The sequence below is a fragment of the Klebsiella sp. CB_Kp196 genome (assembly GCF_040061575.1).
GTDB lineage: Bacteria > Pseudomonadota > Gammaproteobacteria > Enterobacterales > Enterobacteriaceae > Klebsiella > Klebsiella michiganensis.
Window position 1 is genome coordinate 43,120 of record NZ_JBEAFH010000043.1, and the last position, 19,823, is coordinate 62,942.

General features: G+C 56.5%; 18 protein-coding genes and 3 pseudogenes. 13 read left to right on the forward strand and 8 right to left on the reverse strand.

What is annotated here, in order from left to right; translation table 11 throughout:
• From ABLU87_RS13015 to ABLU87_RS13040, 6 genes are read left to right on the forward strand one after another with little or no spacing between them, the layout of a single operon-like run.
• Complete coding sequence (locus tag ABLU87_RS13015) at window positions 1-738, forward strand: heme ABC transporter permease (protein ID WP_049083626.1); 738 nt, start codon at window positions 1-3, stop codon at window positions 736-738.
• Window positions 735-938, forward strand: coding sequence for a heme exporter protein CcmD (gene ccmD / locus ABLU87_RS13020; protein WP_049103455.1), 204 nt, complete (start codon window positions 735-737; stop codon window positions 936-938). Before ABLU87_RS13015 ends, ccmD begins: the two co-directional genes overlap by 4 nt.
• Entirely contained in the window at window positions 935-1,414 is a 480-nt protein-coding gene (ccmE, locus tag ABLU87_RS13025; protein WP_122117146.1) for a cytochrome c maturation protein CcmE, read from the forward strand. The genes ccmD and ccmE overlap by 4 nt, the downstream gene beginning before the upstream one ends.
• On the forward strand, window positions 1,411-3,348 hold the full coding sequence (locus ABLU87_RS13030) for a heme lyase CcmF/NrfE family subunit (RefSeq protein ID WP_014226474.1): 1,938 nt from the start codon (window positions 1,411-1,413) through the stop codon (window positions 3,346-3,348). Before ccmE ends, ABLU87_RS13030 begins: the two co-directional genes overlap by 4 nt.
• Entirely contained in the window at window positions 3,345-3,902 is a 558-nt protein-coding gene (dsbE, locus tag ABLU87_RS13035; protein ID WP_049103452.1) for a thiol:disulfide interchange protein DsbE, read from the forward strand. Before ABLU87_RS13030 ends, dsbE begins: the two co-directional genes overlap by 4 nt.
• Entirely contained in the window at window positions 3,899-4,957 is a 1,059-nt protein-coding gene (locus ABLU87_RS13040) for a cytochrome c-type biogenesis protein CcmH (protein WP_048260127.1), read from the forward strand. The genes dsbE and ABLU87_RS13040 overlap by 4 nt, the downstream gene beginning before the upstream one ends.
• Here ABLU87_RS13040 and ABLU87_RS13045 read toward each other — a convergent pair.
• Genes ABLU87_RS13045 through speB form a run of 7 tightly spaced genes read right to left on the reverse strand, consistent with a single transcriptional unit; the run spans window position 4,954 to window position 11,877 of the window.
• Entirely contained in the window at window positions 4,954-5,886 is a 933-nt protein-coding gene (locus ABLU87_RS13045) for a glyoxylate/hydroxypyruvate reductase A (RefSeq protein WP_122117151.1), read from the reverse strand. The two genes, ABLU87_RS13040 and ABLU87_RS13045, sit on opposite strands and share 4 nt — an antisense overlap.
• Window positions 5,887-5,891: 5 nt before the next feature.
• On the reverse strand, window positions 5,892-6,620 hold the full coding sequence (locus tag ABLU87_RS13050; protein WP_004853394.1) for a class II aldolase/adducin family protein: 729 nt from the start codon (window positions 6,618-6,620) through the stop codon (window positions 5,892-5,894).
• On the reverse strand, window positions 6,621-8,141 hold the full coding sequence (locus ABLU87_RS13055; RefSeq protein WP_122117144.1) for an amino acid ABC transporter permease/ATP-binding protein: 1,521 nt from the start codon (window positions 8,139-8,141) through the stop codon (window positions 6,621-6,623). It lies immediately after the preceding gene.
• A 24-nt stretch (window positions 8,142-8,165) separates the two neighbouring features.
• Window positions 8,166-8,969, reverse strand: coding sequence for an ABC transporter substrate-binding protein (locus ABLU87_RS13060; RefSeq protein WP_009652546.1), 804 nt, complete (start codon window positions 8,967-8,969; stop codon window positions 8,166-8,168).
• 9 nt (window positions 8,970-8,978) lie between these two features.
• Window positions 8,979-10,055: a 2-oxoglutarate and iron-dependent oxygenase domain-containing protein gene (locus ABLU87_RS13065; RefSeq protein ID WP_009652534.1), complete on the reverse strand. Its 1,077-nt coding sequence runs from the start codon at window positions 10,053-10,055 to the stop codon at window positions 8,979-8,981.
• Between the two features lie 12 nt (window positions 10,056-10,067).
• Window positions 10,068-10,916: a TIM barrel protein gene (locus ABLU87_RS13070; protein ID WP_025107317.1), complete on the reverse strand. Its 849-nt coding sequence runs from the start codon at window positions 10,914-10,916 to the stop codon at window positions 10,068-10,070.
• A gap of 10 nt (window positions 10,917-10,926) precedes the next feature.
• Window positions 10,927-11,877 (reverse strand): agmatinase, encoded by a 951-nt coding sequence (speB, locus tag ABLU87_RS13075; RefSeq protein WP_014226466.1) that lies wholly within the window; start codon window positions 11,875-11,877, stop codon window positions 10,927-10,929.
• A 116-nt stretch (window positions 11,878-11,993) separates the two neighbouring features.
• Between speB and ABLU87_RS13080 the strand changes: the two genes are divergently transcribed.
• The 3 genes from ABLU87_RS13080 to ABLU87_RS13090 all read left to right on the forward strand — a co-directional run bounded on the left by ABLU87_RS13080 (window position 11,994) and on the right by ABLU87_RS13090 (window position 15,462).
• A complete protein-coding gene (locus ABLU87_RS13080; RefSeq protein ID WP_004135102.1) occupies window positions 11,994-12,905 on the forward strand; it encodes a LysR family transcriptional regulator in 912 nt (303 codons plus the stop codon).
• Window positions 12,906-13,201: 296 nt separating this feature from the next.
• The gene (locus ABLU87_RS13085; protein WP_014839258.1) at window positions 13,202-13,606 is read left to right on the forward strand and encodes a hypothetical protein; all 405 of its coding nucleotides are present in this window, start codon (window positions 13,202-13,204) and stop codon (window positions 13,604-13,606) included.
• The gene (locus tag ABLU87_RS13090) at window positions 13,603-15,462 is read left to right on the forward strand and encodes a cell envelope biogenesis protein TolA (RefSeq protein ID WP_122117143.1); all 1,860 of its coding nucleotides are present in this window, start codon (window positions 13,603-13,605) and stop codon (window positions 15,460-15,462) included. The genes ABLU87_RS13085 and ABLU87_RS13090 overlap by 4 nt, the downstream gene beginning before the upstream one ends.
• 170 nt (window positions 15,463-15,632) lie before the next feature.
• Here ABLU87_RS13090 and ABLU87_RS13095 read toward each other — a convergent pair.
• Window positions 15,633-15,713: pseudogene (locus ABLU87_RS13095) on the reverse strand (MurR/RpiR family transcriptional regulator); the annotation flags it as partial.
• 590 nt (window positions 15,714-16,303) lie between these two features.
• Between ABLU87_RS13095 and ABLU87_RS13100 the strand changes: the two are divergent.
• The 4 genes and pseudogenes from ABLU87_RS13100 to ABLU87_RS13115 form a co-directional block, all read left to right on the forward strand.
• Window positions 16,304-16,390, forward strand: a pseudogene (locus tag ABLU87_RS13100) (type VI secretion system contractile sheath small subunit); the annotation flags it as partial.
• A gap of 117 nt (window positions 16,391-16,507) precedes the next feature.
• The gene (gene tssA / locus ABLU87_RS13105) at window positions 16,508-18,082 is read left to right on the forward strand and encodes a type VI secretion system protein TssA (RefSeq protein WP_064375314.1); all 1,575 of its coding nucleotides are present in this window, start codon (window positions 16,508-16,510) and stop codon (window positions 18,080-18,082) included.
• Window positions 18,083-18,184: 102 nt separating this feature from the next.
• The gene (locus ABLU87_RS13110) at window positions 18,185-18,664 is read left to right on the forward strand and encodes a hypothetical protein (RefSeq protein WP_048260554.1); all 480 of its coding nucleotides are present in this window, start codon (window positions 18,185-18,187) and stop codon (window positions 18,662-18,664) included.
• A gap of 781 nt (window positions 18,665-19,445) precedes the next feature.
• Window positions 19,446-19,769 (forward strand): annotated as a pseudogene (locus ABLU87_RS13115) (hypothetical protein); the annotation flags it as partial.
• Window positions 19,770-19,823: the final 54 nt, after the last annotated feature.

Here is a 19,823-nt window from a genome sequence, read left to right on the forward strand (position 1 = left end):
ATGAGGAAAACAGGGATTCAACTGACGAATCCGCCGCGGTTTTATCAGCTCTGCGGCAGGGTCGCTCCGTGGCTGGGCGGCGCCAGCGCGCTGGTACTGATCGCAGGCTGGGTCTGGGGATTTGGCTTTGCGCCCGCGGACTATCAGCAGGGCGAGAGCTATCGCATTATCTATCTGCATGTTCCGGCGGCAATGTGGTCTATGGGCATTTATGCCCTGATGGCGGCCGCGGCGTTCATCGGCGTGGTCTGGCAGATGAAAATGGCCAATCTGGCGCTGGCGGCGATGGCGCCCGTGGGGGCGGTGTTTACTTTTGTGGCGCTGGTGACCGGTTCCGCGTGGGGTAAGCCAATGTGGGGAACCTGGTGGGTTTGGGATGCCAGATTAACCTCTGAGCTGGTGCTGCTGTTTCTCTACGTCGGCGCGATAGCGCTGTGGCACGCTTTTGACGATCGCCGTCTGGCCGGGCGCGCGGCGGCTATTCTGGTGCTGATTGGCGTGGTGAATTTACCGATCGTTCACTACTCGGTTGAGTGGTGGAACACCCTGCATCAGGGCTCAACGAATATGCAGCAAAGCATCGCTCCGGCGATGCGCGCGCCGCTGCGGCTGGCGATTATCGGCTACCTGCTGCTGTTTATCACGCTGGCGCTAATGCGCATGCGGAATCTGATTTTGCTCATGGAAAAACGTCGCCCGTGGGTCAGTGAACTGATTTTAAAAAGAGGTCGTCGATGAGCAGCGCATTTACAAGCTGGAGTGATTTCCTGGCCATGGGCGGCTATGCCTTTTACGTCTGGCTGGCGGTGGCGTTGACCGTTTTTCCGCTGGCGGCGCTGGTCGCGCACAGCGCGATCCTGCATCGTGTCATTCTGCGCGATATCGCCCGGCAGCGTGCCCGTGAAGCCCGCAGGCGCGCGGCGCGGGAGGCGATATGAATATTCGCCGCAAAAACCGCCTGTGGGTCGCCCTCGCGGTGATCGCCGGGCTAACGCTGACCACCGCGCTGGTGCTCTATGCGCTACGTTCCAGTATCGACCTGTTCTATACGCCTGGCGAAATCCTCTACGGCAAGCGCGAAACGCAGCAGCGGCCCGAGCGGGGTCAGCGTCTGCGCGTCGGCGGGATGGTCGCGCTCGGCAGCGTGAAGCGGGATGCGAATTCGCTGCAGGTGAGTTTTAGCATCTATGACGCCGAAGGTTCGGTGGACGTCAGCTACGAAGGCATTCTGCCGGACCTGTTCCGCGAAGGGCAGGGCGTGGTGGTTCAGGGCGAGCTTGATGCGCACAACCGGATACAGGCGAAAGAAGTGCTCGCCAAACACGATGAGAACTACACTCCGCCAGACGTGGAAAAAGCGATGGAGAGCAACCATCGTCGCCCGGATAGCGCCTACAGGGACACATCCTTATGATGCCTGAAGTCGGCAACGGGCTGCTGTGCCTGGCGCTTGGCGTCGCGCTACTGCTTTCCGTCTATCCGCTGTGGGGCGCGGCGCGGGGGGACAGGCGAATGATGGCCTCTTCCCGGGTATTTGCCGTTCTGCTGTTCATCCTCATTATGGGCGCCTTTATGGTGCTGATTAACGCCTTCATTACCAACGATTTTACGTTGAGCTACGTGGCCAGTAACGCCAATACTCAGCTGCCGATCCGGTACCGCGTGGCCGCAGCCTGGGGCGCACATGAAGGTTCGCTGCTGCTATGGGTGCTGCTGATGAGCGGCTGGACAGTGGCGGTAGCGCTGCGCAGCAGGCGAATGCCGCTTGATATTGTCGCCCGGGTGCTGGCGGTGATGGGAACGATCAGCGTTGGCTTTCTGCTGTTTATTCTGTTCACCTCCAACCCGTTTGCCCGTACGCTGCCGGAATTTGCCATTGAAGGGCGCGACCTGAACCCGCTGTTGCAGGACCCCGGGCTCATTTTCCATCCGCCGCTGCTGTATATGGGCTATGTGGGCTTCTCGGTGAGTTTTGCCCTGGCGATAGCCGCGCTGTTGAGCGGGCGGCTGGATAGCACCTTCGCTCGCTTCTCTCGCCCGTGGACGCTGGCGGCGTGGGCCTTCCTGACGCTCGGTATTGTGCTGGGCTCCGCGTGGGCTTACTACGAGCTGGGATGGGGAGGCTGGTGGTTCTGGGATCCGGTGGAAAACGCGTCGCTGATGCCATGGCTGGCCGGCACCGCGCTGCTGCATTCGCTGGCGGTCACTGAACAGCGCGCCAGCTTCAAGGCGTGGACGCTTCTGCTCGCTATCTGCGCATTTTCGCTCTGTCTGCTGGGGACCTTTCTGGTGCGTTCCGGCGTGCTGGTCTCGGTTCACGCTTTTACCTCCGACCCGGCGCGCGGCATGTTTATTCTGGCCTTTATGGTGCTGGTCATTGGCGGCTCTTTACTGCTGTTCGCCATGCGTGGCTATAAAGTCCGCTCTCGGGTAAATAATGCGCTCTGGTCGCGCGAGTCGCTGCTGCTCGGCAACAACGTTCTGCTGATGGCCGCTATGCTCACGGTGCTGCTGGGTACGCTGCTGCCGCTGGTGCATAAACAGCTGGGTCTCGGCAGTATTTCGATTGGCGCGCCGTTCTTTAATACGATGTTTAGCTGGCTGATGGCGCCGTTTGCGCTCCTGATGGGCATCGGCCCGCTGGTGCGCTGGGGGCGCGATCGCCCGCGTAAGCTCAGGAGGCTGCTGGTTATCGCCTGCGCAAGCACGCTGGCGCTGTCGCTTCTGTTGCCGTGGTGGTTGGGCGATAAGATTGTCGCCATGACGGTGGTCGGGCTGGCGATGGCCTGTTGGGTCTTTGTGCTGGCGGGAGTAGAGATCGCTTTGCGGGTTTCACGCGGCGCCAGGATGACCCTCAGCTACTGGGGAATGGTCGCAGGCCACCTCGGGCTGGCGGTCACCCTCGTGGGTATCGCCTTTAGTCAAAATTACAGCGTGGAGCGCGACGTGCGCATGCGGGTGGGCGACAGCGTCGATGTCCATGAATATCGCTTTTCTTTCCGTGAGGTCAAAGAGGCGATCGGCCCAAACTATCGCTCCGCCGTCGCGGTGATTGGCGTCATGCGACGCGGCGAACCGCAGGCGATACTGAATGCGGAAAAGCGCTTTTACCACAGCAGCAGCGCCATGATGACCGAAGCGGCGGTTGACGGCGGATTTACCCGCGATCTCTATGCCGCGCTGGGCGAAGAGCTGGGCAACGGCGCCTGGGCTGTACGCCTTTATTATAAACCGTTCGTACGCTGGATTTGGGCCGGGGGAGTGCTGATGGCGCTGGGCGGGCTGTTGTGCCTGTGCGATCCGCGCTATCGCCCGCGCCGCGGATATCCTGGCGCGGAGGCCAGATGAAGCGCTGTACGTTGTTGATGCCGCTGGTCATTTTTATGGCTATCGCGATGCTGCTGCTGTGGCAGCTGGCGCGTAATGTGGAAGGGGACGATCCCAATAGCCTGGAGTCGGCGCTGATCGGAAAACCGGTACCGATTTTCCGTCTTGAGGCGCTGGAAGATCCCGGGCAGCATTTTCAGTCGGATGCGCTGGCCCAGGGCAAACCGCTGCTGCTTAACGTCTGGGCGACCTGGTGCCCGACCTGTCGCGCAGAGCATCAGTATTTGAATCAGCTTTCCGCGCGGGGGATCCGCGTGGTGGGCCTGAACTACAAAGACGATCGGCAGAAAGCAATTGGCTGGCTGAACACGCTGGGCAATCCCTACGCGCTGAGCCTGTTTGACGGCGACGGGATGCTCGGGCTGGATCTCGGAGTCTACGGCGCGCCGGAGACGTTTTTGATCGATGGACAGGGGATCATTCGCTACCGCCACGCGGGGGATCTTAACGATCGGGTGTGGGAGCGCGAATTCAGGCCGCTGTGGGAGAAGTTTAGCCGGGAGGCTGCGCCATGAGATTATTACTGAGCGCGCTGATGCTGCTGCTTTGCGCAAACGCGCTGGCCGCTATTGATGTCATGCCGTTTAAGGACGAGGAGCAGGAACAGCGGTTTCGCCTGCTCACGGAGCAGCTTCGGTGCCCGAAATGCCAGAACAATAGCATTGCGGATTCCAGTTCCGCGATCGCGGCCGACCTGCGGCAGAAAGTTTTTACGCTTATGCAGGAAGGAAAAAGCGACAGCGATATTGTGGACTACATGGTGGCGCGCTACGGCAACTTCGTTACCTACGATCCGCCATTAACCCCGCTGACGATGCTGCTGTGGGTCGTGCCGGCCGCAGCGATCGCCATGGGCGGTTGGGCTATAGTGGCCCGCTCCCGCCGCCGCGTCAGGCCAGGGCAGGAGACGTTTTCTGACGGCCGGGCGCCGGAGGATAAATCCGCCGGGCCGTGGATTTTTATACCTGGCGCGGTGCTTGCGCTGGCGGTAGGTGCGGTCAGCTATAGCCAGACCGGCCACTATCAGCAGGTGCAACGCTGGCAGCAGGCGGTGGCTCAGACGCCGGCTCTGTTGGCGCGGGTGCAGGATCCAAAGGCGCAGCCGCTTGATGAAGACGAACTGCGGCGTCTGGCCCTCGGGCTACGCACGACGCTGTGGCAAAATCCGGACGCTTCTATTGAGGACTGGCTTATGCTCGGGCGTCTCGGCAGGGTCCTGGACAACGCCGCTATGGCGACTCAGGCCTATGCTCGCGCTTACGCGCTGGCTCCGGATAACGATAGTGCGGCATTTGGCTATGCGGAGGCGCTGCTGCGGGTATCTGACCCGCGGGGCGATGCGCTGGTGCGCCAACTGATGGAGAGCCAGCGCGTTAACGACCGCCTGCTTAATCTGTACGCGCTCAGTGCATCAGAGCAGGCGCATTTCAGCGAGGCGCTGACGGCGTGGCGGTTGCTGCTAAAACGATTACCGCCGGACGATACGCGCCGGGCGGTCATTGAGCATCATATCAACCAGACGGAGCAACGGTTAACCCACGAACATCCCGCCGTTGACGCGCAAGGTTAATAACCGCTCCGTTTGTTCACCAGGTTTTTCAGCGGCAGCGCCTGCTGCTGCCGCCGGATGTTGTCCAGCAGCTGGCGGGCAATCACCTCCGTCTGCGCGATGGAGGCCATATGCGGCGTGATCGCCACCTGCGGGTGTTGCCACAGCGGGTCCTCCTGGGGCAGGGGCTCGACGGGGAAGACGTCCAGCACCGCGCCGGACAGCTTGCCGCTATCCAGCGCCTCGAGCACGTCCTGATTCACCATATGCTCGCCGCGGCCGCAGTTAATCAGCGACGCGCCGTCGGGCAGCTGCTGCAGTAAAGGATGGGCGAGGATACCTCGCGTCTGCCCGGTTAACGGCAGGACGTTGATCAGCGCATCCAGCTGGCCAAGGAATTCGCCAGCCTGCGCCTCTCCGTGATAGCAGCGCACGCCGGCAAGGGATTTTTCGCTACGCGCCCAGCCGGAAACCCGATACCCCAGCGCGGCCAGCTGCGAGGCGATATAGCCGCCAATTTCGCCGAGGCCCATGACGCCAACGTGATAATCGGCCGCCGCTCGCTGCGGATACATCTTCCAGACGCGCTCGCGCTGGTGGGCCAGCGCCCGGTCAAAGCGACGCTGAAACCACAGCACGCCCCACAGCGCGTATTCAAACATACCGTGACGAAAATCTTCATCCACCACCCGGCAGAGCGGAACGTCGCTGGCGAAAACGCTGGCGGGCAAATGGTCTACGCCGGCAGACGCGGCCTGGATCAGCTTCAGCTGAGGCGAGCGCGCCAGCAGCTGCGGGTCGGGAAACCAGCAGCAGGCGTATTGCGCCTCGCGGGCGGCGGGCTCCTCGGGCAGAACCGCTTTCACTTCCGGGAATAGCGCGAACGCGGCGCAAATCTCCCGGGTGTACTGAGGATCGTTACAATCCACGACGATGGTGAACTGAGTCATAGGCATTAGCTCTTATAAGAAGTATCAAGACGGTCCAGGCGCCGCAGCCACGCCTGCCACACCAGCTGGCGTTCATGTTCAACCCCCATCAGCTGCTCACAGGCGTGCCGGCTCAGCGGTTCAGGTATCGTATGGATGGGGCCGAGCGGCGCCAGCTGCGCGGCGGCCATCTGGATCTCGCAGGCGCGGTTCAGGTAGTACATGATATAAAACGCATCGGCGACGGTGCGCCCGACCGACAGCAGCCCGTGGCTTTGCAGGATCAGGGCGATGTTCTCGCCGAGCGAGCGCTGGATCCGCACGCGTTCATCGAGATCGAATGCGACGCCTTCATAAGGATGGTAGCCGACGCGTTGATAAAATTCGGTGCTGATTTGGTTAAGCTGCAGCAGCCCGTCTGCGCAGGCGGCAACGGCCATCCCCGGCAGCGTGTGGGTGTGGATCACGCAGTGGGCGTCTTCCCGGGCCATATGGACCGCGCTATGAATGGTAAATCCCGCCGAGTTTGCCGGGGCGCTGCCCTCGACGACCTTACCCTGCATATCGACCACGATTAAGTTGCTGGCGGTGACTTCGTCAAACATCATGCCAAAGGGGTTAATCAAAAACCGCGGCTCGCCGTCACCGGGCAGGCGCACGGAGAAGTGGGTATACAGCGTGTCTTCCCAGCCGAAGAGCGCCGCCAGACGATAGGCGGCGGCCAGCTGCTGGCGTAGTTCCCGTTCAGTTGCCATTTATTGCACTCCCATAAATTCACGAATGCGGGTGAGGGACGGATCGGCGGCATCGCTGCGAATGCGCTGCGGCGGCATATCGCTCTGCACGACGCCGTTTTCCATCATCACCACCCGGTCAGAAATTGATAAGGCGAAGTCCATCTCGTGGGTCACGATAATCATCGTCATGCCTTCGCGGGCGAGGGACTGAATGACCTTCAGCACTTCGCCAACCAGTTCAGGGTCCAGCGCCGACGTGGGTTCATCAAACAGCATGATGTCCGGTTTCAGCGCCAGGGCGCGGGCGATGGCCACGCGCTGCTGCTGGCCGCCGGAGAGTTGATACGGGTACTTTTCGGCGTGCGCCAGCAGACCGACGCGATCCAGCAGCCACAGCGCCTGCTCTCTGGCGGCGGCGCGGTCGAGCAGCTTGTGATAGAGCGGGGCGAGCATCACGTTATCCAGCACCGTGCGGTGGGGAAACAGGTTGAAGCCCTGGAACACCATGCCGATGCGGCGTACGCCCGCGCGCATTTGCTGTTTATCAACAATGGAGGCGCCCTTCAGGTAATCCTCGCCGTAAAGAATGATCTCGCCGCCGTCGATGCTTTCAAGGGCGTTAATGGTGCGGATCAGGGTGGTTTTGCCGGAGCCGGACGGGCCGATGATACTGATTACCTCGCCGTTTTCCACTTTCAGGTCGATGCCTTTCAGTACGTGGTGCTGGCCCCAGGATTTTTCGATGGCGTGCAGATCCAGCGCCGGCGGGTTGCCGCTGGCGGCCTGCGCTTTTTGCGTCTGTACCGGCGGCTTCAGGTTCAGGCGCAGGGTTTCGCATTCATGCTCGTTGAGCGTTTGCGGGCGCTTACGCTGAATATCCAGCAGGTTTTCCAGCGCCCGGAACAGCCAGCTAAACACCGTGACGACCATAACGTAGTAAATGGCGACCGCCAGCAGCGTCTCCATGACGAGAAAATTCTGCGCGTACAGGCGCTGGCCGGTCAGCAGCAGCTCCGGCAGCGAAATAACCGACAGAATCGAGCTGAGCTTGATGATGGTGATGTATTCGTTAATCAGCGTGGGCAGGGAAATACGAAACGCCTGCGGGATAATAATTAAGCGCTGAATCCCGATAAAGCTAAAGCTTAAGGCATGCCCGGCTTCGCTTTGCCCCCTGGCGACCGAAAGCAGGCCGCCGCGATGGATTTCGGCCATGTAGGCCGCTTCGGTCACCGTCATTGAGACCAGCCCGGCAATAAACGGAACGCCGAGCAGCGGTTGGGTGGCCGGAAACAGCTGCGGCAGGTTATAGACAAAGACCAGCAGGACCATCAGCGGTACGCTGCGGAAAAACCAAATATAGAGTTCGACGGGAACCTTCAGCCAGCGCGGGCCGGAGAGCTTCGCGCAGGCTAAAAGAAAACCTAATATCAGGCCAATAAACCAGGACAATGAACTGACGACAACCACGGTGACACACGCCTGCCAGAATGCCCCAACGCTAAATAATGAAAAAAAGTATCCCCAATCGAACTCCATACCGACTCCCGTTTAATTATTGTATTAATTGATGCTTTCTAAGTTGTATTTCTTGATGATGGCGTCATATTTGCCGTTGGCTTTAAGGGTGGCTAACGTTGATTTAATGGCCTCGGCCAGCTCGGTGTTGCCTTTGGCGACGTAAATTCCCAGCGGCAGCGGATAGACCAGACGGTTCGAGCTAATGGCCAGGCGGCCGCGGCTTTTCTCGACGATAATTTGCGCCGCCGGGGCGATTTCTAACTGGGCGTTGATATTTTTCGACAGCAGGGCCTGGGAGGCTTCCGGCGCGGTCGGGAACTCCTGAATACTAATGGCCGGTTTGCCGTTTTTCAGGCAGTACTCGTCGGAGTGCGTTTTCAGGCTGGAAACCCAGGCGGTACCCGCCTGCAGACCTACCTTCACGCCGCACAGTTCGTCTTCCGTTTTTGGCTGAATGGCGCTGCTTTTCAGCGCAATAATGGACGCGCCGGACAGGGCGTAAGGGATGGCGTCCGCCTGCTTCTGGCGCTCGGGCGTCACGTACATCCCGGAGATCACCGCATCGTATTTTTTACCGATACCTAAGATCAGGCTGGTGAATTTCGTGTCGATAAGCTGCGGTTTGGCCTTCAGCTGTTCGGCGATCAGCGCCGCGAACTCCGGGTCGATGCCGACAATATTGTTATTGCTGTCATAGGATTCAAAAGGCGGATAGGTCACCTCCATCCCGACTTTAAAGACGCCCTCGGTCAGCAGCTCAGCGGCCTGAGCCAGCGGTGAAAAACAAGCGGTGACGGCGATGGATAAAGCCACACGGCGCGAGAGTTTTTTTAGCGTTTTGTTCATCATTTATCCTCACGGGTTATTTACGGTTTTTTGCTGTGCTTGTTTTTTCAGATGGCCAAAGGTGTTAGTGCCGCGGGCGCGTTCGGGGAGCTGGAGCTCGCCTCGGGTGACTTTCTCGCGCAGGTAGCGATAGGTCTGTAACGCCTGGCTCCACATATGCTCACCAATGCTCAGTTCTTGATATTCGCTGGCTTCGCCTGCCTCAAGGAAGCCCGGCAGCGGGCGAATCAGCGTGTGGTAGTCGCAGGCGAAAAACAGCGGGAAGGAGTAGCGTTCCTGCGGCACCTTGCGTACGCGGTGTGCGGTTGCAACAAATGTGCCAGCGCTCAGGACTTCCAGCATGTCGCCGATATTAATCACGAAAGCCTCTTCTCCGGTCGCGTTCTTCAGCGGCGGAGCGTCGATCCAGTCGCTATCTTCATTCAGCACTTCAAGACCCGGCTGGTCGGCGAGCAGCAGGGTGAAGCATTCATAGTCGGTGTGTGCACCAATACCGGGAACATCTTCGGCGCTGGCGTCAAAGGGGTAGTGGATCAGACGCAGCTTTGACGGCGGGCAGGTAACCATCGACCTGAAATAGCCCTCCGGCAGGCCAAGGGCGAGAGCGAAGGCGTCAAACAGGCGATGCCCAAGGGCGAAGACCGCGTCATAGTAGGCCAGCACGCGGGATTGAAATTCCGGCACGTCCGGCCACTCGTTGGCGCCAATCAGCGGCGTTTTCGCCACGACGAACGGGTGGTCGTCGGCGGCCTGAAAGCCGATATCAAACGCCTCTTTGTGATCCGGCTTGCCGGAGCCGTAAATCTCTTCCCCTTCGGGAACGTAGCCCTTATGGCTTTTCGACTGTCCGATGTAGTACGCCATCTTGCGCTCCATCGGCAGGGCGAAAATCTCTTTGGCCGCCGCGCGGATCCCGGCAATCAGTTCAGGCGCGATGCCGTGGCCGGTAACGTAGAAAAAGCCGACTTCGCGGGCCGCCTGGCCGATGGCGTCGGCCACCGCCTGGCGTCGGACGAGATCGTCGCAGGCCAGGTCGCTGATATCGATGGTCGGTAATTCAGTAAACGAACTTTTTGCAGCGGTCATTTCTTCCGTTCCTTATTCAGTTTGCGAGGTGAATTCAACAAAATGCTGCTGTTCACGCTGGGCCATCCAGGCGTTCAGCGACCACAGGTCGGCGACCGGAACGTTGGTAAACGGCAGGTGATGCAGGTAGCCATCGGGGCCAAATTCCGGCGTAAGCGTGGTGTACTGGTAGCCGCGCCGGCGCTGCGATTGCCAGATCTGTTCCCAGAAGCGCTGCTGAAACCGCAGGGCCGCCCGATATTCCGGCGCGGCGGGGTGCGGCACCTGCGGCCCCTGGTCGTACCCGGCGCGGGCCTGAATATGGTGGACCCGTTCGATAAAGGCGCTGAAGTCATCGCAGGGGTCATCCAGCAGGCGTTCGCTTACCACGATCCAGTGGCTGATATCGGCGGTAAAGCGCAGCTGCGGCAGCTGTTGAATTATCTCCAGCGTCAGCCACGGGCTATACAGCGACGTGGCGCGATGGGTTTCAAAGCTGCAGAACAGTTCATATTCGGCGGCGAGCTCATGCGCTCTGCCGAGAAAATCCACCTGCTGCGCCAGCGGCCAGCGGTCGTTACCGGCCAGCAGATTGACGAAGCGCGGATTAAGCGCTTTTGCCGCCGCAAAACGTTCTTTTAAGCGCTCCAGATGCTGCGCGGGCGTCTCGGCCTGGGCCGGAATAACTCCGCCGCCGCTGAACACAATGGCGATATACTCAAGCGCGGACGCTTCGATGCGTTGGGCCAGCGTCCGCTGCTCTTCTGGCGTCAGCGGAACCCGCGCTTCAATACCGCAGCAGCCGACGCTCCGGAGTTCGCTGACCGTTTGCTGCCACGGGGTGGTGACGCCCCACAGCGTGCGAAAGACGTTAAGCTGCATGGTTTTTCCTCTATGGATATTTCACGCCCGGGAGAACGCAGAGCATTTCATACAGCAGGTTGGCGGCCAGCTGGGACGTGTTGCCGCTGACGTCATAGGGGGGCGAGACCTCGACCAGGTCGCAGCCAATCAGGTTCAGGCCGCGGCAGCCGCGCACGATTTCCAGCGCCTGAATCGATGTCAGTCCGCCCACTTCCGGGGTTCCGGTGCCGGGGGCCCAGATCGGGTCGAGGCTATCAATATCGAAGCTGAGATAAACCGGGCCAGCCCCCATTTGCTGGCGCACTTCGGCCATTAGCGGGGTCAAAGATTTGTGCCAGCACTGCTCGGCCTGAACCAGACGAAAACCGCGATCGACGCCCCACTGGAAGTCACCTGCGGCGTAGCCCTGCGCGCGCTGGCCAATCTGCACGACGCGTTTAAGATCCAGCAGCCCCTCTTCGACGGCGCGGCGGAAGGTGGTGCCGTGGGCAATCTTTTCGCCGAACATCTCATCGTTGGTATCGGTGTGGGCATCGACGTGAATCAGCCCAACCGGACCGTGCTTTTTGGTCAGCGCGCGCAGGATCGGCAGGGTAATGGTGTGATCGCCCCCCAGCGTCAGGGGGATAAGCGGAAAACTATTTAAACCGGTGTAGTAATCCTCGATAATCTGCACCGATTTGAGCAGGTTGTAGGTATTGATAGGTACATCACCGATATCTGCCACCGACAGTGAATCAAAAGGCGCGGCGCCGGTGGCCATGTTGTACGGGCGAATCATTACCGATTCGGTACGAATATAGCGCGGTCCGTAGCGCGTTCCGGAACGCTGTGAGGTTCCGATATCCAGCGGGATGCCGACAAATGCTGCATCAAGTCCCTGTAAATCTTCGATAAATGGCAGGCGCATCATCGTGGCGCGGCCACCAAAACGCGGCATCTCGTTGCCACCCTGCGGTTGATGAAAGACGTTATCCATTTCAGCTCCTGAATCTGACAAACAAAACTCAACAGCAGGGATAGTGCGAAAGATGTGCTGGACTTTAAATCGTCTGCCGCAAATACTTAGTTCATTTATTAGTGAACTAAGACGCCATGCTTAACGACGCGACGCTTAACATTCGACAGCTCCAGGTTTTTGAGGCGGTGGCCCGTCTTGAGAGCTATGGCCGGGCCCAGCAGGAGCTGGGGATTTCCGTTTCCGCGATCAGCAATGCGATGTCGCAGCTGGAAGGCCAGCTTGGCTTTAGCCTGTGTCAGCGCGGGCGCGGCGGCTTTGCGTTGACCGAAAAAGGGCAGCATTTTTTACAGCAGGCGATCCGCGTGCTGAGCGAACTGAATGAACTGGAGCGCCAGTCGGCGCTGCTGAAAGGCGAGCATAGCGGCACGATTTGTATCTCAACGCTTGATTCCATCGAGACGGAAACCGCGCTGTCGCTGCCGGTCGTGCTGCGCAGCTTTAGCGATAAGTTTCCTAATGTGCATATCAAGCTGATTATCCGTACCCCGGCGGAACAGCTTAACGGCGTATTGAATAACCATATCGATCTCGCCATCGGCAGCTACAACTCGCGGGTGCATAACATCATCAGCGAACCGCTCTATCGCGAGCAGCACTGGCTCTACTGCAGCGACCTGCATCCCATGTTCTTCAGTCGACAGCTCGATAAAGAGCTGATCAGCCAGTGTCCGCTGGTGACGCGCAGCTACTGGAATACCAGCGATCTGCGGCGGCGCGGGTTCAGCAAGGGCAGCGCGACCGTTGAAACCGTCGATGCGCAGCTGCTGCTCATCCTCTCCGGGAAATACATCGGCTACCTTCCCGAGCACTACGCCTGGCCGTGGATTAAGGAGAATCGCCTGCGCGTACTGCTGCCCAATGAGTTTGGCTTTCAATCTCCCTTCTCGGCGATATGCAAGCGCGGGCGCAGCAACGAACCCTACCTGAAGGAGTTTCGCAATCTACTCAAGAAGAATACGGTGGCCAGACCGAAGTGGAGCGAATGAGATTCGTATTGAATGAGTAACAGCTTATGCCTGATTAGAATTGTAAAAAGACCGCTCAATATCAGGCATATAAAAGGTAATGTGCCATTAATCATATGTGGCTAAGAAAAAGCTTAGATAAAAATATCGTCCTGCACCTGGATAATTCCCATTCCCGACCTGGTTAAAAAATGACCTTTTTGTGTGTTTTTTCTGAATTAATGTTAAATCCAACGCCTGACGTTGTTTGTTAAAATTTTTTCTGCTGCAATCGACAAATATATTTTTGACGTATTTTTTTTCTAATGGATGGGAAGATGATAAGAAATAGCTTATTGGCATTGGTGTGCATTTCTGTAGGTTTATTACAGGGGTGTACTAATGGTAAAAAACCGCAGAGCGCACTCATAAAAAAAGATGTCATTCAAAATGAACAGCCCGCGCAGGTTCCTGCTTTACAGCAGTGTATCCAGGATGCCGACGCTTTAGTTAAGCTCGATAAAAAGTTTCAGCAGGACTCAAACGAGCTATATGGTTTAATCAATGACGCTAAGTTTTATGCTTCTGTTTCAGACCAAACCTCCGCCAGCGTAAAATCAACGATTACACCGCTTTTTGAATACAAGATAAACGATAAGTGTAATAGCATTTCGCAGAAATTAATTAAAGAGTTTGAAAGCCGGGCAAGAAAATCTGAACTCAAGGATGGGCTGGCCAGATGATGGACGATAAGGGGAAACTGAATATATGCAATCTACGAGGTCCTGCGATTGTATTTGCTCTTTTTACCCTTATTGTTGTGTTTCCTGCTCGTGCTGAGCCGGGAGACTTCCTTGATAATATATCGAAACTCGAAATAAACAATCCGCCAGCCTCAGGCGCTGCCAGCGGGGAGTCGGTCTCGTCTAAGCAAAATAACGATAGCCCTGATAAAAAAACGCCTCAGAAGCAGGACGTCGTCAGAAAAAAAAGCCATCAGAATAAAACAGAGAGTACGATTAACGCTCTGCGGAAACAGAATGCGGAGCTGAGCGCTGCCGCCAAAGCGGCGGAGAAAAAGCGCGCTGAAACGACGCGCGAACTGTCGGCGCAGATCGCCACGCTGAAGGCTCAGAGTGAACAGCGTGTACAGAAAGAGAGCGGCGAAACTGCCGCCGTGAGCGCGCTGAGCAAAAAGAACGCCGAGCTGGCCGCCGCTGCCGAAGCGGCGCAGAAAAAACTGGATGAGACCACCCGCTCGCTGACGGCGCAGATCGCCGCATTGACAGCACAGCGTGCACAGAACGAAAGCGGGCAGACCTCCGCGCTTGATGCGCTGAGCAAAAAGAACGCCGAGCTGGCCGCCGCTGTCGAAGCGGCGCAGAAAAAACTGGATGAGACCACCCGCACGCTGTCGGTGCAGATTGCCGCGCTGAAAACGCAGAAGGAGCAGAGTGAGAACCTGCAGAAATCGACGATCGATACGCTGACGGGAAAGAATCTGGAACTGCGCGCCGCTGCCGAATCTGCACAGAAAAAGCAGGATGAGACAACCCGCGCGCTGTCGGCGCAGATTGCCGCGCTGACCAAAAAGAACGCCGAGCTGGCCGCCGCCGCCGAAGCGGCGCAGAAAAAGCAGGATGAGACCACACGCGCGCTGTCGGCGCAGATTGCCGCGCTGAACAAGCAGCGCGTGGAGAGAGAAGGTCAGCAGAAAACCGCGCTTGATGCGCTGACCAAAAAGAACGCCGAGCTGGCCGCCGCCGCCGAAGCGGCGCAGAAAAAGCAGGATGAGACCACCCGCGCGCTGTCGGCGCAGATCGCCATGCTGAACAAGCAGCGCGCGGAAAGAGAAGGCCAGCAGAAAACCGCGCTTGATGCGCTGACCAAAAAGAACGCCGAGCTGAACGCCGCCGCCGCAACCGCGCAGAAAGAATATGATGTTTCAGTCGCTGCTTTAAACGATAAAAATAAAAAATTACAGTCTACGCTCGATAGCCTGGCCATCAAGCAAAGTGATTTAAGCCTTGCGGATAAAAGTCATAAAAATGCCTATGCGCTCGGCGTTTTCTACCTTACCCAGGCGCTATCCGATGTGAATAAAATGGCCGACAATAATGTCAAGCTGGCGCCTTCAGCGTTGGTTTCCGGGTTTAACGACGCTTATAATAAAAAAATTAAAATTAAAGAAAATGAAATAGAAAGTATCGTTAACATGCTTAACGAACAACTATCGTCTAAGTACGTCGATATTGAAAAAAGAATCATGGCAAAAATCAAAAATAAAAAATATGAGATTTTGCCTAATGGCGTATATTTTGTGGTTGATAAAAAAGGAAAGGAGCCGTACAAGTCGAATGAGACTTTGTCTATGAATATCCTTGAGAAGAAGCTTGATGGTACGCCGATACTCAATACGATGAATTCAAAGATGGTTTACGATAAGCAAATCGATCCGCTAATGGCCAAAGTATTATCATCCGGATTAAAAGGGGGAACGGTCACGCTATATGGACAGGCCGGCTCGCTGTATAGCAGCACGCCAGCGGACCTGAACCCGGATACCTTAATCTCCATTACCTTCGAACTCATTCCCTGAGCGATCAATCGCGGCTCCCCGCCGACTTGCGTATCCGCAAAGCCATCGCCCGCATACCTGGGGGGCAGTCAGATGTCCGGGACGGACATCATGGCTGCAACTATCGCCTGGCGGGCAGAATATTGCCCATCGCGCTTTCAACCGATCGCTTCCGGCAGCAGTCAATCCAGCTACATGAGGTTTGACTCAAAGGCGGTGACGCCCGAGGCATCCCCGGCGTAATGCGCCGCTTCGTCATACGGGGCGAGGTGTGAAAAGCAGCATATTACCATTCTCAACGAGTATGAAGACGGAACTGCGATCCTGTCCCTGTTGCTTTCCCAATGAATCCTGACTTGATATCTGCCGGATATTATTTGTGAATTTTATATTAATCTGCCAGTCATTAATTATAACCATATTAATACTCAGAGCTGGGCGGCTTACAGCCTGTAAACCATAAAAAATAATTTCTTTCACACTTCGCTATTCGCGATTTTTTCAGTGTCAGGAGTGATCTTTATTTCCGCTGCACATTGATTTGCATCAATCAACTCTGTCTATTCAGATATGAATTTAATTCATATTCCTCTGCCAGGTATACACTCAGCCTTTATTGTAAGCAAAAGGTTGTTATTACATACCAGCTTTGTTTGTCTGATGCGTTTCATTTTTACATTTGCCTTAAGGTGTCTGAGGAAAGTCTTATAATGGACTTTGGGGCCGGCAGGTTGATATTTTTTGGCGCTTTGCTCTACTATATCCTGGTCATCACACGCCGTTATGTTTAACTCATTATTCCTCACGGGAAGGGACCGCTATGGCTGATACGTTCCAGAATGAGGTGCCCAGGGCACGCATTTTCAGAAAAGAGTTCGAAAATATCCTGAAAGACCCGGCGCTAACGCAGGAATTACGCGACGAAATCAGCGCGCTGGCTCCGAAATAAACGGCGTGCGTTATTTAATAGATTAACCGGGAATATGCTGGACGCGCAGGTGGCTGATTCTGTGGCCCGAACGGCGCTGGCAGCCGGCCCGGCGCTGACCGGAGAGGAGATGTACTGATGGCCAATGTTTATACTCTGATTTCAGTCTGTCAGGCCGCTGCTGATGCGCTGGCGGTACAAACGCAACAACGTCTGCTGTTGTGGAATAACTGGCTGCAGCCGCTGTCAGCCGATAAACCCGCGGGGGACGATCCCGGCTACGATGATGATTTCCAGCAGATGCGCGAAGAGGTGAACAAGATCACCGGTGCGGATAGCGATCTGATTTGTAGGTTGGCCGAAAAACTGCTCACCACCGTGACCAAAGATATTCGCGTTGCCTCATATTACGCGTGGGCGCGGCTGCACCGGGATGGCGAAAGCGGTCTGGCGGACGGACTGGAACTGCTGGCCGGGCTGATGCAGGGTTTTGGCGAGCAGCTGCACCCGCTGCGGGAGCGCAGCCGAAGGGCCGCATTTGACTGGCTCGCCGGACAGCGGATGCTTGACAGCCTGTCGCTGTACCCCGAGGCCGGCAGTACTGATGCCTTGCGTATCAGCGGCGCATTATTGCTGATGGAGCAGGCGCAGGAGGGGACTGTCCCCGATGCGCTGTGCGGCGTCCTCGAGACCCGTCTGTTGAAGTCGGGCGGGCCGGATGCCGTCGTGCCGCAGAATGTCAGCGATGTTTCGCCCTCTCAGGCAAACAACTATACGCCGGCGCTGAGCCCTATCACCTCCGGCCAGGAACTGCTGACGCAGGCGCGTATCCTGGCGAAATATCTCGGTGACCAGCCGGAGGGTTGGCTGGCCGCTCACCATCTGATGAAAAGCATCCGCCACGACACGCTATATCAGCTGCCGCCGCTATCAGCAGAAGGCAGAACCCGTATTGAACCGCCGAAGCCGGACCAGCGGGCATTGCTGAAGCGGTTGTATCTCCAGCAGAGTTGGACAGAACTGCTGGAACAGGCTGACGGGATGTTTTCTCGTGGCGCGAATCATCTGTGGCTGGACCTGCAGTGGTATATCCACCAGGCTCTGCTGAAGGCTGGGCGGGAAGCGGAAGCCGCTATTATTCAGAATGACCTGAAAGGGCTGCTGACCCGGCTGACGGGGCTGGAAGGACTGGCATTTAACGACGGCACGCCGTTTGCCGATGAGGTCACGCTGAACTGGATACAACAGCAGGTGCTGGAGAACGCCGCAGGCTGGCGGGATGATACTGCCGCCAGCGCCGCTACCGCATCCGGCGATGACGATATTCTGCTGCTGGAGCCGGAGGCCCTCGCGGTTGCCGACAGCGACGGCCCGGAGGCGGCGCTGGCCTGGCTGCAGAACCGCCCGGGTATCACCAGCGTGCGCAGCCGCTGGCTGCTGCGCCTGCTGATGGCGCGTATTGCCGAGCAGACCGGCAAAAATGAGCTGGCGCAACACCTGCTGGCGGAACTGGGCGCGGATGCTGCCGGAATTCCGCTGGCACAATGGGAGACAGGTCTGCTGTTCGAAGTCAAAGCCCGCCACCTCAGGCTGCTACGCCTGAAGGCCGGGCGCAGTGAAACCGACAAAAACCGCCTGCAGTCTGCTATGGACCGCCTGCTTGCCGAGCTGATTGCCATCGATCCCGCCCGTGCCGCAGTGCTGTGCGCTTAATCTGTTTACGAAAAATAAGGTGGCGGGAGCGGCGATGAAAAAAAAGAGAATGCCGCTCAGCGCATATCTCACAACGTATTAAAAGTTAACGGGGGCGATAACGTGTCGGCCAGAGAACGTTTTTTTAAGAAAGTGCAGCAGAACTCCGATAGCACACCGCCCGGCAATAAATCCGCTGAGGCGGAAATTCAGGCATTCCGCCGCCGGATGGATGCGCTGGTGCAGCAAATCAGCCAGTGGTTTGCGGGGTCCGGCATTGAGGTCATTCTATCAACAAAGCATATTCATGATCTGAGCACGATCGGCTATAGCCTGAACAGCGGTATATGCCGTTATGACATCACCACACTCCGGCTACAGAACGGCGATCGTCACGTCAGCATAGTACCTGAACAGCTCTGTCGAGGTGTGGAAACGGGCTGCATGACAATGCGGGTTAATGCTCCTGGAATCACTCAGCTGTTTTACCTGAGCATGGCGCCGGAAACGGGCTGGTTTATCCGCCGCGAACATCAGAGCGAAAAAGAGAATGCCATCATGACGGAAGAGCTCTTTTTCCATGCCGTTGATTGCCTTGCCTGAATAGTCGCAGCGGTTTCTCATATTGTGCAGGCAACCGTTGCCTGACCCATTACAGATATTCGGGCTGTCTGCTCTGAAGGCTTCATGCTTGTGCTTTCAGCCGCAATGAGCCTCTTAATGAGTTTTACCATTTTAGGACCCGCGTTTTTTGGCTCTTTCTCCTGGAGCCCAATAAGGCACCACAAGGCTGCGGTCCTCAGTCATTCCCGCCAGACCGATATAGACACAAAAAAGCCCGCAGGGCTTGCACCGTGCGGGCTCTTAGGACTTCATCGGATGACTCTGGTAATCACCGATGGAGAATTTTGGTGCTGGCGGAGTCTGAATGAATCATGTAACCATTTAAATTTAAATGATTTTAATGTATTCAACTTTCATTTGTGTACCTAAGCGTGTACCAATTATGGAATGTCATAGCATTCTTATCTATCTAAAGTTGTCGATTGCTCTTCCTCCTGATGATTTTTCTGTATCTACAAAGGCTAGAGAAAAAGTTTTTTTGGTGAAAACTGTTCACACTGTTCACTGAGAGTTTTTGTTATTGATTTTCATGGTGTTAGCGTGTGAATACTCGGTGAACAGTGAACACTTTACTGTTCACCTCCGCAGGTTGTAGGTGCAAGCGTTATAGTCTGCTGTGAGCGAGAAGCGGAAGTTGGAATGCATACTTAAATCGAGCAATTTTGAGTTATGGGGGGGGCGGGTCAACCTACTGAATTGTTTTTGCCTATGATAACGGTCACAATCAACCTCTAAGTGTGCTGATTTGAAAGTGATTTCCATGAAGATGACCAAGGCAGATTTTGGTGTAACTATTGACGATACTTTAATAACTGATTTTCGCGATGTGGTTAATGAAGGGGAGTTTGCTTACAGCTACTTCATAAACAGAAATGGTAAAAACCAGTTCAGCCCTATCTGTTCGTGCATGGATTGGATAAGCGTTTCTGTTCGCAATCTGATGAACTTCCCTGAGCTGTCGGAAGATATTGATGTCAAGGCCATGCAGGTTTACTCCCTTATATCATCTATTGATATTGCTGTGGAGGCGTTGCAGCAGCTTCACCGCATCATTGAGAGTGATCATAAGTTAGCGAGGTGGCCTTGACCTGCCCCCAGAGTTAGATACAACCTTCAGTTAGTAATGTCGGTTGGTTTT

Bases quoted from the DNA above. Each gene is read 5' to 3' on its own strand.
- ABLU87_RS13015 (WP_049083626.1), top strand. From the start codon at position 1: ATGAGGAAAACAGGGATTCAACTGACGAATCCGCCGCGGTTTTATCAG.
- ABLU87_RS13055 (WP_122117144.1), bottom strand. From the start codon at position 8,141: ATGGAGTTCGATTGGGGATACTTTTTTTCATTATTTAGCGTTGGGGCA.
- ABLU87_RS13040 (WP_048260127.1), top strand. From the start codon at position 3,899: ATGAGATTATTACTGAGCGCGCTGATGCTGCTGCTTTGCGCAAACGCG.
- ABLU87_RS13045 (WP_122117151.1), bottom strand. From the start codon at position 5,886: ATGACTCAGTTCACCATCGTCGTGGATTGTAACGATCCTCAGTACACC.
- ABLU87_RS13090 (WP_122117143.1), top strand. From the start codon at position 13,603: ATGATGGACGATAAGGGGAAACTGAATATATGCAATCTACGAGGTCCT.
- tssA (WP_064375314.1), top strand. From the start codon at position 16,508: ATGGCCAATGTTTATACTCTGATTTCAGTCTGTCAGGCCGCTGCTGAT.
- ccmE (WP_122117146.1), top strand. From the start codon at position 935: ATGAATATTCGCCGCAAAAACCGCCTGTGGGTCGCCCTCGCGGTGATC.
- ABLU87_RS13080 (WP_004135102.1), top strand. From the start codon at position 11,994: ATGCTTAACGACGCGACGCTTAACATTCGACAGCTCCAGGTTTTTGAG.
- ABLU87_RS13060 (WP_009652546.1), bottom strand. From the start codon at position 8,969: ATGAACAAAACGCTAAAAAAACTCTCGCGCCGTGTGGCTTTATCCATC.
- ABLU87_RS13085 (WP_014839258.1), top strand. From the start codon at position 13,202: ATGATAAGAAATAGCTTATTGGCATTGGTGTGCATTTCTGTAGGTTTA.
- ABLU87_RS13030 (WP_014226474.1), top strand. From the start codon at position 1,411: ATGATGCCTGAAGTCGGCAACGGGCTGCTGTGCCTGGCGCTTGGCGTC.
- ABLU87_RS13050 (WP_004853394.1), bottom strand. From the start codon at position 6,620: ATGGCAACTGAACGGGAACTACGCCAGCAGCTGGCCGCCGCCTATCGT.
- speB (WP_014226466.1), bottom strand. From the start codon at position 11,877: ATGGATAACGTCTTTCATCAACCGCAGGGTGGCAACGAGATGCCGCGT.
- dsbE (WP_049103452.1), top strand. From the start codon at position 3,345: ATGAAGCGCTGTACGTTGTTGATGCCGCTGGTCATTTTTATGGCTATC.
- ABLU87_RS13070 (WP_025107317.1), bottom strand. From the start codon at position 10,916: ATGCAGCTTAACGTCTTTCGCACGCTGTGGGGCGTCACCACCCCGTGG.
- ABLU87_RS13065 (WP_009652534.1), bottom strand. From the start codon at position 10,055: ATGACCGCTGCAAAAAGTTCGTTTACTGAATTACCGACCATCGATATC.
- ccmD (WP_049103455.1), top strand. From the start codon at position 735: ATGAGCAGCGCATTTACAAGCTGGAGTGATTTCCTGGCCATGGGCGGC.